This is a genomic window from Kribbella sp. (assembly GCF_035655035.1).
In the GTDB taxonomy this organism is placed as follows: domain Bacteria; phylum Actinomycetota; class Actinomycetes; order Propionibacteriales; family Kribbellaceae; genus Kribbella.
This window is the reverse complement of the sequence record NZ_DASRVN010000696.1, coordinates 1-12,680: the sequence shown is the minus strand read 5'-3', so window position 1 is coordinate 12,680 and position 12,680 is coordinate 1. Positions and strand designations below refer to the sequence as shown.

Sequence of the window (12,680 nt, the reverse complement as noted above, 5' to 3'; positions counted from 1 at the left end):
GGGGTGGGTGGGAACGGGCTCCTGTGGGGGGTCCGGCTGGGGGTCAGCCGGGTTGTTCCCCGGGGGCTGGTTCCGGTTGTCCGACATCGATGCTCCTCACGACCTTGCTTGGTGTAGCTCGTTGGTGGGGCGCCGAAGCCGCCTCCCCCGGCACATACTCTGCGCGATCCGGGACCCACCAGGCTAGCTAGTTCGGCCAGTCGGACCCGAGGAGTGATGGGACCGTGTTCTCACTGGACCTTGGCGGCCGAGGCGGACCAGGTGATGCAGGCGCGGGGGTCGCGGGCGTTGTAGCCGCGCAGGGCCCAGTACTGGTGGTTGTTGGCGTCGCCGTGGTCGTTGTTCAGGTCGGTGGTGTGGCCGATCAGCCAGCGCCACTGGTACTGCGCCTGTCCGGTGACGGGGTAGCTGTTCTTGTTCGCGCCGATGAAGATGTCCGAGAAGCACGAGGCCTGGAGTTCGAGGCGCCGGCTGTCCTGGAGTTCCATGGCGTAGTTCGGCCGGTCGTAGCGGATCCGTGAGTACGCCTGCAGGATGCCCATGTTGTTCTGCACGTGGTGCCCGTACTCGTGGGCCATCTGGTGCAGCATCCACATCCGTGCCCAGATCTTCTGGTAGCTCTGCGAGTACCGGTTGTAGTTGCCCATGTCCTCGGTGAGGTTCATGTAGATGGTGTCGTTGGTACCGCAGAAGAACGGCGGGTTCGAGTCCATGTGGGTACCGCACGGCGACGACACCGACCCGCTGAACGTGATCACGTGCGGCGCTCGGAACCGCCCGCCGGCCTTGGCGACCATCGGGGCCCAGGCCTTGTTCAGGCAGCCCAGCAGGTTCTTGTAGTTGGCCCTGGCACCGGCCGCGGTGGCCGGCCGTGCGCTGGACTCCCTGCAGTGCACCGACGACATCACACCGGCTTTGTACAGAGCGTTCTTGACCACCAGATCGCTGTCGCTAGGACCCGGCTTGGTCGTCGGCGTATTAGTGGTCGTCTGCCGGCTGGCCGTGGGGCGGGTCGGCTGTGTGGTCGACTGCGTGGTGGTGGGCTCACCGCGCGTCGACGGCGCCTCGGTCGGTTCGGTCGGCTGGGTCGGGCTGTACGTCGTCGTGACGCTCGGCTCGGACGTCGGGGAGCTGGCGTGCTTCAACGCCGACGAGATCGCCTTCAGCGCGGTACCGCCGATCAGCAGCACACCAAGAATCACCAGTACGGCGATCAGCGGGCCGCGGCCCTTCTTCTTGGGCGGCCGTGGTCCGCCGGGCGCCGCGCCCCACCCGAACTGCTGCTGCGGCTGTCCCGGCCCGTGGTACGGCCCCGGAAACGGTTGCCCTGGGAAACCAGGTCCAGGTGGCCTCGCAGGAGGCGGTGTTCCGCCGTACCCAGGCCCCTGCTGCCAAGGCTGCTGCGGCTGCTGAGGTGGGTACTGCTGACCGGGCGGTGGTCCCCATTGGTTGCCTGACACCCCCGAGACGCTACCGGAGTGCGGGCTCAACTTCGGCACCGGTCAGGGTGCCCCGTTGCGTACCTGACACCCGCCAGACGCTAGGGTGCCCGGTGTCAACCTGACCCTCTCTCTACGGTGTGATTGGGCGATGCGTCTACGTCTCCTCGGGCTATCCCTGTGTGCCCTCGGCCTGCTCGGCCTGTCCGTTGTCCCCGCGGGCGCGACCGGCACCGGTGCCGCGACCGGCAGCGGTACGGCGGCCGCCGGCAGCGCGACCGCCGACCCGGTGGTCACCAACTACGACAGTCAGGTCCGGGTCGAGCGTGACGGCCTGCTCCGGGTCTCGGAGACCTGGAAGCTCAGCAACGTGAACGGGACCTTCACCCGGTTCATCGTGACCCGTGACCACCTGGACAACGACATCGATCACGTCCAGCAGATCGGCGACCTGCAGGTCAAGGCCGGCGGCCAGGACAAGAAGGCCGAGCAGAAGACGGACGGTGACGTCACGTCGATCGCCGTACCGGACGTGACCAGCAGTACGACGGAGCTCGACTTCACGTACACGGTGAAGGGCGCGGTGTCGAAGACCCTGGACGGCACCGAGGTGCAGTTCGCGCCGCTGACCGGGATCAGCATCCCGGTGCAGGAGGTGAACACGATCTTCAGCGTCCCGGACGTGACGCACGTGGCCTGTTTCGCCGGCCCGGTGAACAGCAACGTCCCGTGTTCGCTGGCGCAGATCGGCGAGACCTCCGGCCCGACGTTCAAGCAGGCCGCGCTGCCGCCGGGCAACACGGTCCGGATGATCGTCGGTTTCTCGAAGGACCAGATCGCGGCGAACACGATCGTCGAGTACCGGCACACCTTCAAGCGCGCCTTCTCGACCGACACCGCGCAGCTGATCACCGCGCTGCTGGTGCTGCTGCTCGGCGCGATCGCGCTCGGCATCCTGTACCGGCTCCGCGGCCGCGACCAGGTGGACCCGCGGCGCGTCGTACCGGCGTCGCTGTTCAGCCTCGGCACGGACGCCCGGATCGACTTCACGCCGCCGTCCGGCCTGCGCCCGGGCGAGGTCGGCACGCTGATCGACGAGCGGATCGACCCGGTCGACGTGACCGCGACGATCATCGACCTCGCGGTCCGTGGCCACATCACGATCATCGAGCTGGACAAGCGCAGCGAGTTCGCCCGCGCCGACTGGGAGCTCCGCCGGGTCGCGAACGCGCCCGCCGAGGAACTGCACCGGTACGAGAACGTCCTGATCCGGGCGATCTTCGGGGACGCCGACTCGGTGCTGGTCTCCGAGCTCGGCAAGCAGGTCCGCGCGGGCCTCGAGCAGGTCCAGGACGCGTTGTACGACGGTGTCGTGAAGCGTGGCTGGTTCACCGAGCGCCCGGACCGGACCCGCTCGCTGTGGGCGACGATCGGGATCGGGACCACCGTGGTCGGTGTGGTGGCGACCGTACTGCTGGCGCTGCTGTCGACCTGGGGCCTGCTGGGGATCGCGATCACGCTGATCGGTGTCGGACTGCTCGTGGTCGGCCGCTACATGCCGGCCAAGGCCCCGGCTGCCGGCCGGGTCCTGGGTCAGGTCGCCGCGATCCGCGGTGAGCTGCAGGAGATGGACGTCAGCGAACTCCCGGCGGACCAGGCAATCGACCTCTGCTCGCGGGCGCTGCCGTACGCCGTCGTACTGGGCGGCTCGGACCGCTGGATCGACGCACTGGTTGCCACTGACACCACACCGGGCGTGGAGGACGAGGGCTTCCCGTGGTACCGCGGACCGAGCCACTGGCACCTGCAGTACCTTCCGGACTCGCTGCGCAACCTCAACAACACTCTGACCGGCGCCCTGTTCGACCGGTAGCAGTCAGCTACAGAGCCCGCCACGCCGCCCCGGCGTGGCGGGCTCCGTCGTCTCACCAGTTGTGCTGTGGGTCAGCAGGCGGCGGCAGCGCCGTACCGGCCGGGTGCACCACGTAGACCAGTCCACCCGAGTGCGGCACCCAGGCGTTCTCGAACGCGGTCCTGTCGTACGTCGTACGCACCTGGTCGTCGCTGGCGATCAGATGGGACGCCGGGTCGTTGACGACGACGTTGCCGGCCTGGTCGAACCCGACGATCACCATCAGGTGCCCGTTCGTCCCGTACCCCGCGCCGGGCAGTTCGCCCTTCTTGAACGACAGCGACGCGATCAGCGGGATCCCGGCCTTGATGAACTGCTCCGCCTCGGTCAGCGACCGCAGCCGCGTCACGAACGCGTCCAGCCCACGAGAGCCGGCGTACGCCGTGTTGAACGGCCAGTTGCCCGCGCCGTGGTACGAGTAGTCGAACACCGAACGCGCCGAGTGCTCCACCTGCGGGTCCGAGTAGGACGGATCGACCCACGCGGTCTCGGCCGGCGTCGGGCCGGCGCCCCAGTAGTCGAGCACCATCGCGGTCGAGGTCGCCGAGCACCAGGCCTCACCGCCGCCGTCCCACTGCGGGTAGTGGCCGATGTGGGTCTCCTGCGAGTACGTCGGTACGTCGAGCGTGATGCCTTCCGCGCCGCCGAGGGGGCTGACGGCAACCTTGTTGTCGGACGGCAGCCGGGACGCCATCGCGCCGACGGAGCGGACCACGGGGGTCTGCGTCGTACCGCTCAACCGGTACAGCGTGACCTTCAGTTGCCAGCGGTCCAGCCACTTGCCGGTCGCTGCCTGAAAGGTGTCGACGGCAACGGATCCGTCGGCGTCGCCCTGGCTCGGCACCGACGTCCGGTGGATGTCGCCGGCCGCGGTGTCGTCGCCGCCGGACCAGCGGCCGAGCACGTACCACTTGGTGGTCGTGCCGAGGTTCGTGGTCCCGGCCATCGACACCTCGACCCAGGTGCCGGGCGGGGTGGTCGCGTTCCAGGACGCGACCAGCTCGGTCAGCCCGAAGCCGGTGCTGACCTGCGGTGACACCCAGCTCGTCCGGTCGTAGGACTTCGCGGTGCCGTCGCCGAACGGGTCGACGTACGACGTGGTGCCGGTGGAGGTACCGAACGTGAGCGCGCCGTCGGCGACGGTGGTACCGAACTGCTCGCCGGCCAGGAAGTCCGTGGTCGACGTCCAGGTCCGGTACGCGATCTCACGTGCCGGAGCAACCTTCACGGCTTGGCTCGGCAAAGTGCCGGCGCTGAGCACGACCACCCCGAGCATCAGGGCGGTGACAGAACGGGCGGAGGTCATGCTCTAGACGGTAGACCTGGCGGCAGTCCCTGTCAGCGGGACGGCGCGCCGTGGCAGAAACTTACGAACCCGAGCTGCGGAGCGCCCATTCGTCGAAGAGCATCGCGAAGACAAGTTCGTCGGTCCACTCGCCCTTCAGGTACTCGTTCTTCACGAAGTGCGCCTCCTGGCGCAGGCCGAGGCGCTTCAGCAGCTTCACGGACCCGTCGTTGCGGGCGTCCAGCCGGGCGATGATCCGGTGCAGGCCGAGCTCCTCGAACCCGAGGCGCAGCAGCTCGACCGAGGCCTCCGCGGCGTACCCGTGGCCGTGCGACTCCGGGTGGAAGACGTACCCGATCTCGCCGGTGCGCTGCTCGACGTTGTTCATGAACAGCACCACCTCGCCCAGGTGCCGGCCGGTGTCCCGCAGGATCACTGCGACGGTGAGCGCTTGACCGTCAGAGTCCATCGGGACATCGGCCAACCGGCCGGTGAGGGCCTCCTTGACCTGCTCCGGCGTCCGTACGTCGTACAGCAGGAAGCGTGTGACGTCCGGGTTGGACTGCAGCTTCAGCAGGTCGTCGTAGTCGTTCTCGACGTAACGTCGGAGAGTCAGGCGGTCAGTCTCGATCGGCAGCGAGTAGCTCACCGATCGAGACTATGCGACCGCCGCAACCCGTTTAGCCGTTGGCGAGCGCCTGCAGCCGGGTGTAGTCGCCGTTGAAGCGGTCCTGGTCGATAGGCGTCGAGCTGTACTGCCAGATGGTGTAGAACGGCCAGCCGCCCGGCAGAGTGCCCACAGTGGACGAGTAGCGCGCGACCCACAGCGGGTTGGTCGTGTTGAACGCGGTGGTGTTGCCGGTGCAGGTGGTCCACCAGTCGGTGGTCGAGTAGATCACCACGTCCCGGCCCGTCTTGGCCTTGTAGGTGGACGCGAAGTCCCGGATCCAGTTGACCATCGAGGCCTGGCTCAGCCCGTAGCAGGTCGCGCCGTACGGGTTGTACTCGATGTCGAGCGCACCCGGCAGCGTCTTGCCGTCCTTGGACCAGCCACCACCGTGGGCCAGGAAGTACGTCGCCTGGTTCGCTCCGCTGGAGTCGTTCGGCGTCGCGAAGTGGTAGGCGCCGCGGATCATCCCGACGTTGTAGGACCCGTTGTACTGCTGGGCGAAGTACGGGCTCGTGTAGTAGTTGCCTTCGGTCGCCTTCGTGTAGGCGAACCGCCGGCCGGCGTTCCACTGCCCGGCCCAGTCGACGTTGCCCTGGTGGCTGGACACGTCGATGCCTTCGACGGTGGCGGTCGTGGACATCGGGGCCGGCTCGGCGGCTGTGGTGGTCGTGTTGTTCTTCCAGCCCATGTAGGCGTCACCGGCACGGACGATGCCGTGCTGGCGGGCCTGCGCGGTGGGCTGGTGGGCGTTGCTTGCTTGGGCGGAGCCGACCGAGGCCATCAACAGGCCAAGGGTCACGGCGGCACCCGTGAAAAGGGCGGACTTCACGGTTCTCCTCCAGAGCGATATGAGGGGCGGACAAAGCGCTCGGTGGGCTTCTTACCCAGGATGGGAGAAAATCAACCCTTTACACCTTCCGTTCGGTGATCATTTACCGTACGTACGACGCGGGTGCGGTGAAGGTGTTGCAGGACGAGGGGCTCCGGCTGCTCCATCCGGCGTTCGTCCAGAGCGGGTACACCGCGCGGCTGCCGTGGTCCGGGCGGACGCCGTACTCGTCGCCCTGGTGCGAGTGCAGCCACTGCAGTTGGTACCTCTTGTCGCCGCTGATCCCGAAGCTCGATCGGTTGGCGCCCAGGAAGACGTTGCCGAAGCAACTGGCCTGCAGTTCGGTGCGGCGGCTGATCTCCAGCGCCTTGGTGTCCGACGACGCGTACCGGAGGTTCCAGGACGCGGCCAGGATGCCGACCATGTTCTGTACGTGGTGCCCGAACTCGTGCGCCACCGTATCGGCCATCTTCATCCGCACCCAGTCGCTCTGGTACGAGATGCCGCCGTTCTTCCGCCAGAACGTGACGTCGGTGCCGGCCTCCATGTAGATGGTCTGGTTCGTGGGGCAGTAGAACGAGATGCCGGCGCCGGTGCCGCCGCCGCACGGGCTGGTCGTGGCGCCGGAGAAGATCATCAGGTTCGGCGGCCGGAAGTGGCCTCCGGCAGCCTGCACCTGGCCCGGCCAGAAGCGGTTCAGGCAGATCAGGACGGTGGCGTAGTACTTGCGTGCGTTCGTGAGGCTGGTCGGACGGGCGCCGGGCTCGCGGCAGTTCACCGACCTCATGACGCCGGCCTTGTAGATCCGGTTCTTGGTGACCATGACGTTGTCCGACGGCGTGGTGGCGGTAGTGCGCGTCTGACTCGGCTGGGTGGTGGTGGTCCGGGTGGCCGGCGCCGTGGTCGCCGGGCGCTGGGTCGCGGAGTGCGTCGGGGAGTACGTCGGAACCGGGGCCGTCGAGTACGTCGGCTCAGGCGGGGTGGAGCTGGCGTCGCTGGAATGCTTGAAGAGCGCGGTGACGGCAACGAACCCGACGATCAGCACGCCCAGCACCGCGATCGGGATGATGACCAGCGGTGCCTTGCTCTTCTTCCTGGGCGGGGGCGCGAAGCCGAACCCCGGGCCTGGCGGCGGTCCCCAGTTCGGCGGGCCGGGCGGCGGTCCGTACTGCGGCCCACCCGGGTACTGCGGCCCACCCGGGTACTGCGGTCCACCCGGGTACTGCGGTCCACCCGGGTGCTGCGGTCCACCCGGGTACTGCTGGGGACCGGGGTGCTGCTGTTGCGGGCCCGGGTACTGCTGGGGCGGACCGGGGTACTGCTGTGGTGGCGGTGGGTATTGCCCTGGTGGCGGCCCGTACGGCCCTTGGTTCGACAACTGACCCGTCCTCCCGAGAGATGTGCTGTGGATATCTTGTCAAGGGTCGGTGCCACTTCCCGTTACCCTTGACCGGTGACACTTCGCTTGTACGACACCGAAACGGCAGCAGTGAGGGATTTCGAGCCGGTCCACCCGGGCAAGGTCGGGATCTACCACTGTGGGCTGACGGTGCAGGGTGCCCCGCACGTCGGGCACATCTACAAGGAAGTGGTCTTCGACGTCCTGCGCCGCTGGCTGGAGCGCTCCGGCTTCGAGGTCACCGTGATCGCGAACGTCACGGACATCGAGGACAAGATCCTCGCCAAGTCCGCCGACCGCGGGGTTCCGTGGTGGGCGCACGCGTACGAGTTCGAGCGCGAGCTGCACTGGGCGTACGACGTGCTCGGCTGCCGCCCACCGACGTACGAGCCGCGCGCCACCGGGCACATCCCGGAGATGCTCGAGCTGATCGAGCAGCTGATCGCGGACGGGCATGCGTACGTCGCGCCCGACGAGTCGGGTGACGTGTACTTCGACGTCCGCTCCTGGCCGGAGTACGGCGCCTTGTCGCACCAGAAGATCGACGACATGGAGGCCGCAGAGGACGCGGATCCGCGCGGCAAGCGCGACCCGCGGGACTTCGCGCTCTGGAAGGGCTGGACCGAGGCGACGCCGCGGACCGCCTCCTGGCCGGCGCCGTGGGGCCGCGGCCGCCCGGGCTGGCACATCGAGTGCTCGGCGATGGCCGGGAAGTACCTGGGCGACGAGTTCGACATCCACGGCGGCGGGCTGGACCTGCGGTTCCCGCACCACGAGAACGAGTTGGCCCAGTCGACCGCTGTCGGACAGAAGTTCGCCCGGTTCTGGATGCACAACGCGCTGGTCACCACGGCCGGCGAGAAGATGTCGAAGTCGATGGGCAACAGCGCCGTCGTGCGGAACGTGGTCGAGCGCGTGCGCCCGATCGAGCTGCGCTACTACCTCGTGCAGTCGCACTACCGCTCGGTCGTCGAGTTCTCGTTCGAGGCGCTCGAGGAGGCCGCGAAGAGCTTCCAGCGCCTGGAGAACTTCGTTCACCGCGCGACCGAGGTGACCGGTGGCGCGGACGCCGCCGCGGAGCTGCCGGCCGGTTTCACCGCCGCGATGGACGACGACCTGGGGACACCGGCCGCGGTCGCGGTGATCCACAACCTGGTGCGGGACGGCAACAAGCTGCTGTCCGACGCGGCCGAGCCGAGTGTGCGGGGCGCCGACGACGCGATCCGCGAGACGCTCGCGGCCGTGCGCGGGATGCTCGCGGTGCTCGGGCTGGACCCGCTGGCCGAGCCGTGGGTGTCGCGGACCGGTGGCAGCGACGAGCTGACCGAGGTCGTCGACGGGCTGGTGAAGGCGTTGCTCGAGCAGCGCCAGGCCGCCCGTGAGCGGAAGGACTACGCCGCCGCCGACGCCGTGCGCGACCGGCTGAAGGCACTCGGCGTCGCCGTCGAGGACACCCCGCAAGGTCCGCGATGGGCGCTTGCAACTACTGACGAAGGAAACTGACGTGCCAGGCAGCAGCCAGCGCAAGGGAGCTATCCGGAAGAAGCCGCGGGGTAACCCGACGGCGGGTTCCGGTGGCCGGGTCCGCCGCGGTCTCGAGGGCAAGGGCCCGACGCCGAAGGCGGTGGACCGGGTCAAGCACCCGGCGCACAAGCGGGCGAAGGCGGCCGAGCGCGCCAAGGACCGCGAGCAGCGCGGCCGCCGCCCCGCCCGCAAGGACGCCGACTCGACGGTCGAGTGGGTGTACGGGCGGAACCCGGTCGTCGAGGCCCTCCGGGCCGGCGTCCCGGCCTCCGCGCTGCACGTTGCCGAAGGCACCGAACGGGACGCCCGGCTGCGCGAGGCGCTGCTGGTCGCGGTCGAGACCGGCGTCTCGGTGCTCGAGGTGCCGCGGACCGAGCTGGACCGGGTCACGGCCGGCGGTGCCCACCAGGGTGTCGCGCTGCAGATCCCGCCGTACGAGTACGCGCACCCCGACGACCTGCTGCAGCGGGCGTACGACGCGGGCGAGGTGCCGCTGATCGTCGCGCTCGACGGTGTGACGGACCCGCGCAACCTCGGCGCGATCACCCGTTCGGCGGCCGCGTTCGGCGCACACGGCGTCGTCGTACCGGAACGCCGTACGGCGTCCATGTCGGCGTCGGCGTGGAAGACCTCGGCCGGTGCCGCGGCCCGGATCCCGGTTGCCCGGGCCGGCAACCTGAACCGCGCGCTCAAGTCGTACAAGGACGCCGGGCTGCTGGTGATCGGCCTGGACATGAACGGCGCCGTCGAGCTGCCCGAGTTCGAGGCCGCGACCGAGCCGATCGTGCTGGTGATCGGTTCCGAGGGCAAGGGCCTGGCCCGCCTGGTCCGGGAGAACTGCGACCTGATCGTCTCGATCCCGATGACCAGCGCCACCGAGTCCCTGAACGCCGGCATCGCCGCCGGCGTCACCCTCTACGAAATCTCCCGCCGCCGCGGCTGACACGTCCCGAGAGCTGCGACCGCCTCGACGCTCCCGCCGGCCTGACAGCACTGTGCCCCGGACCGTGGTCCGGGGCGCAGGTGGTGGGGTCAGTAGACGCTGACTCCGTAGTGGGAGAGGGCGGCGGTGACGGGCTGGAAGTAGGTGGTGCCGCCGGAGGAGCAGTTGCCGGAGCCGCCGGAGGTCAGGCCGAGGGCTACGGTGCCGGCGAACAGGGCACCTCCGGAGTCGCCGCCTTCGGCGCAGACCGTGGTCTTGATCAGGCCGCGGACCGTACCTTCGGCGTAGTTCACCGTCGCGTTCAGACCGGTGACGGTGCCGCTGTGTACGCCGGTCGTGCTACCGCTGCGCTTGACCGCCTGCCCCACCGAGGCGTTGCCGGCGGACGTGATGTCCTGCGTGCTGCCGTTGTACAGGTCGACCACGCCGGGGTGGTTGGTGTACGACGTGCTGTACTTCACGATGGCGTAGTCGCTCCCCGGGAACGTCGACCCGGCGGTCGTCCCGAGCAGCGTGGTCTTGCTGGAGTTCGAGTACCAACTCGACGCGATGTTCCCGCAGTGGCCCGCGGTCAGGAAGTAGTACGCCCCCGCGCTGTCGCGGACGTTGAAGCCGAGCGAGCAGCGGTACTGCCCGCCGTAGATGGCGTCGCCGCCGGCGATGTACTTGGTCAGCTTGCCGGACATCTTCTCGAGCTTGATCCGGCTGCCGAACTGCTTGGTCACACCGGTCAGCTGTGCCAGCTTGGCGCCGGTGACGGTGGAGTCGTACGACACGATGATCCGGCCGTCGGGCGCGGTCTCCCACGCGGTACCCGGGATCGTCGCGTCCTCGCTGAGCGTGGACGTGATCGCGGCCGCGGAGAGGGTGGCCGGGTTGACCGGTGCGGCCGAGGCCTGTGACGCCAGAAGTCCGGCGACAGCAAGCCCGGCCGCGGCCAGGAGTGCGGTGGTACGGCGGAGTGGGGACAGGTTCATTGGTTTCAGCCTCCTCACGATGAGGACGCCTTCGGGGCGGGGCGTCCAATGCTTCAACCGTGACGAGTCCTACCCACTATCCCTCTGAGTATTCTCTCAGCTTCGGAGCGTAGGGGAAACCTGCGCTCAGTAGATGGAGACCCCGTACGCGTTCAGTGCCTGCACGATCGGCTGGAAGTACGTCACGCCACCCTGCGTGCAGTCACCCGAACCACCGGAGGTCAGCCCGAAGGCGTACTGCCGGTAGAACAGCGGGCCGCCCGAGTCGCCCGGCTCGGCACAGACGCTGGTCCGGATCAGGCCGACCACGCGGCCGTCGCCGTAGTTCACGGTCGCGTTCAGCCCGGTGACCCGGCCGCTGTGCAGCCCGCTGGTGGCGCCGGAGCGGTACACCAGCTGGTTGAGGCCAGGGTTCCGCGCCCTGGTGATGTCCTGCGAGTGGCCGTTGTACAGGTACACGCTGCCGCCCGGCGGCTTGGTCTTGATGTCGGTGCGGTACACGACCAGCGAGTAGTCGTGGTACGGGTACGTGGCGTTCCACACCGCGCCGGTGAAGATCTTGTGTGCCTGGTCCTGGTACCAGCGGTGCGCGTCGACGCCGCAGTGACCGGCGGTGAGGAAGTAGTACTTCCCGCGCCGCTGCACGTTGAACCCGACGGAGCACTTGTAGTTGCCGCCGAACGTCGCCATGCCGCCGCTGATGTACTTCTGCAGCTTGCCCGGCAGCTTCTCCATCTGCACGTTGGTACCGAGCTGCTTGGTCAGGCCGGTCAGCTTGGTCAGCGTCGTACCGGTGACGGTGGAGTCGTACGACACCACGACGGTGCCGTCCGGCTTCGTCATCCACGCCGTACCCGCGGTGTGGATCTGGTCGTTCAGAGTGGCGGTGATCGCCTTCGCGGACAGGCGCGGTGGCTTCACCGGATCCGCCCCGGCCGGCGCGGCGGCGCTAAGCGCGAGGGCGGCGGCCGCCAGCACGGCCGCGGTTCGTCGCAGAGTTTTCATGGTCATCAGCCTTCCGGGGCGTACGGCTCTGATGCACGAGATGGCAGCAAGAGGACGGTTTCCCACCCTAAGGGGACCGTGGTTCAGCCGCGTCGCAGGGAGTGTGGGGCTCAGTCGAGTCTCAGGGAGTGCAGGACGAACGAGGCGAGTTCGCGGTATGCCTCGGCGTCGGTCAGGCCGGTACGGCGGGCGATGTCGCCGCGCTGGATCGCCTGCATGGTGTGCGCGATCATCTCGGCCGCGAACGCGATGTCGACCTGCCGGAACGTCTTGTGGTTGATGCCGTCCTCGATCAGCTGCCGGACCCGTTCGGCGGCGATCCGGGTGTTCCGCTCGTACACCGACCGGGCCGGCGCGAACGTCGCGACGTCGTCGAGGAAGGTCCGGCTGGCCGGCCGGAGCGCGTCCGCGACCGCGCCGAGGTACGCCGCGATCCGCCGGTCGTGCCGGGTCTGCCGGACGACCGCGGACTCCACCTGCGCGGTGGCATTCTTGAAGTAGTGCTTGACCACCTCGACGGCGAGCTGTTCCTTGCTCGGCGCGAGCGCGTACAGGGTCGTCTTGCTGCAGCGCAGCTCGGCGGCCAGGTCGTCCAGGGTGAACCGGCTGAACCCCTGCTCGAGGAACAGGGACAGGAGCCGGTCGAGCAGCTCGGACTGCCGGCGGGTACGTCGCCCCGGAACGACTGTTGTCATAT

General features: G+C 68.7%; 11 protein-coding genes. 3 read left to right on the top strand and 8 right to left on the bottom strand.

The genetic code is table 11. The annotated features are described in order from the left end of the window. Positions 1 to 230: 230 nt before the first annotated feature. Positions 231 to 1,460, bottom strand: coding sequence for a neutral zinc metallopeptidase (locus VFF46_RS36255; protein WP_325041782.1), 1,230 nt, complete (start codon positions 1,458 to 1,460; stop codon positions 231 to 233). A 130-nt stretch (positions 1,461 to 1,590) separates the two neighbouring features. Here VFF46_RS36255 and VFF46_RS36250 point away from each other — a divergent pair, with 130 nt between their 5' ends. Continuing rightward, positions 1,591 to 3,312, top strand: coding sequence for a DUF2207 domain-containing protein (locus VFF46_RS36250; RefSeq protein WP_325041780.1), 1,722 nt, complete (start codon positions 1,591 to 1,593; stop codon positions 3,310 to 3,312). Positions 3,313 to 3,364: 52 nt separating this feature from the next. Here VFF46_RS36250 and VFF46_RS36245 read toward each other — a convergent pair whose 3' ends face one another. The 4 genes from VFF46_RS36245 to VFF46_RS36230 all read right to left on the bottom strand — a co-directional run bounded on the left by VFF46_RS36245 (position 3,365) and on the right by VFF46_RS36230 (position 7,513). Then, the gene (locus VFF46_RS36245; protein ID WP_325041779.1) at positions 3,365 to 4,657 is read right to left on the bottom strand and encodes a C39 family peptidase; all 1,293 of its coding nucleotides are present in this window, start codon (positions 4,655 to 4,657) and stop codon (positions 3,365 to 3,367) included. A gap of 61 nt (positions 4,658 to 4,718) precedes the next feature. After that, the gene (locus tag VFF46_RS36240; protein ID WP_325041778.1) at positions 4,719 to 5,285 is read right to left on the bottom strand and encodes a GNAT family N-acetyltransferase; all 567 of its coding nucleotides are present in this window, start codon (positions 5,283 to 5,285) and stop codon (positions 4,719 to 4,721) included. A gap of 31 nt (positions 5,286 to 5,316) precedes the next feature. Beyond that, the gene (locus VFF46_RS36235; protein ID WP_325041777.1) at positions 5,317 to 6,135 is read right to left on the bottom strand and encodes a lysozyme; all 819 of its coding nucleotides are present in this window, start codon (positions 6,133 to 6,135) and stop codon (positions 5,317 to 5,319) included. A 103-nt stretch (positions 6,136 to 6,238) separates the two neighbouring features. Beyond that, entirely contained in the window at positions 6,239 to 7,513 is a 1,275-nt protein-coding gene (locus VFF46_RS36230) for a neutral zinc metallopeptidase (protein ID WP_325041776.1), read from the bottom strand. A 75-nt stretch (positions 7,514 to 7,588) separates the two neighbouring features. Between VFF46_RS36230 and cysS the strand changes: the two genes are divergently transcribed. Continuing rightward, positions 7,589 to 9,037 (top strand): cysteine--tRNA ligase, encoded by a 1,449-nt coding sequence (gene cysS, locus VFF46_RS36225; RefSeq protein ID WP_325041775.1) that lies wholly within the window; start codon positions 7,589 to 7,591, stop codon positions 9,035 to 9,037. Position 9,038: 1 nt separating this feature from the next. Beyond that, positions 9,039 to 10,001 (top strand): 23S rRNA (guanosine(2251)-2'-O)-methyltransferase RlmB, encoded by a 963-nt coding sequence (gene rlmB / locus VFF46_RS36220; RefSeq protein ID WP_325041774.1) that lies wholly within the window; start codon positions 9,039 to 9,041, stop codon positions 9,999 to 10,001. Positions 10,002 to 10,090: 89 nt separating this feature from the next. Here the strand turns inward: rlmB and VFF46_RS36215 are convergent, their stop codons facing one another. The 3 genes from VFF46_RS36215 to VFF46_RS36205 all read right to left on the bottom strand — a co-directional run. Continuing rightward, positions 10,091 to 10,978 (bottom strand): S1 family peptidase, encoded by an 888-nt coding sequence (locus VFF46_RS36215; protein ID WP_325041773.1) that lies wholly within the window; start codon positions 10,976 to 10,978, stop codon positions 10,091 to 10,093. A 126-nt stretch (positions 10,979 to 11,104) separates the two neighbouring features. Next, positions 11,105 to 11,983, bottom strand: coding sequence for a S1 family peptidase (locus tag VFF46_RS36210; RefSeq protein ID WP_325041772.1), 879 nt, complete (start codon positions 11,981 to 11,983; stop codon positions 11,105 to 11,107). 110 nt (positions 11,984 to 12,093) lie between these two features. After that, positions 12,094 to 12,680 (bottom strand): TetR/AcrR family transcriptional regulator (locus VFF46_RS36205; RefSeq protein ID WP_325041770.1); only part of this gene is annotated, 587 nt, incomplete at its 5' end.

Bases quoted from the DNA above. Each gene is read 5' to 3' on its own strand.
- VFF46_RS36245 (WP_325041779.1), bottom strand. From the start codon at position 4,657: ATGACCTCCGCCCGTTCTGTCACCGCCCTGATGCTCGGGGTGGTCGTG.
- VFF46_RS36250 (WP_325041780.1), top strand. From the start codon at position 1,591: ATGCGTCTACGTCTCCTCGGGCTATCCCTGTGTGCCCTCGGCCTGCTC.
- VFF46_RS36210 (WP_325041772.1), bottom strand. From the start codon at position 11,983: ATGAAAACTCTGCGACGAACCGCGGCCGTGCTGGCGGCCGCCGCCCTC.
- VFF46_RS36215 (WP_325041773.1), bottom strand. From the start codon at position 10,978: ATGAACCTGTCCCCACTCCGCCGTACCACCGCACTCCTGGCCGCGGCC.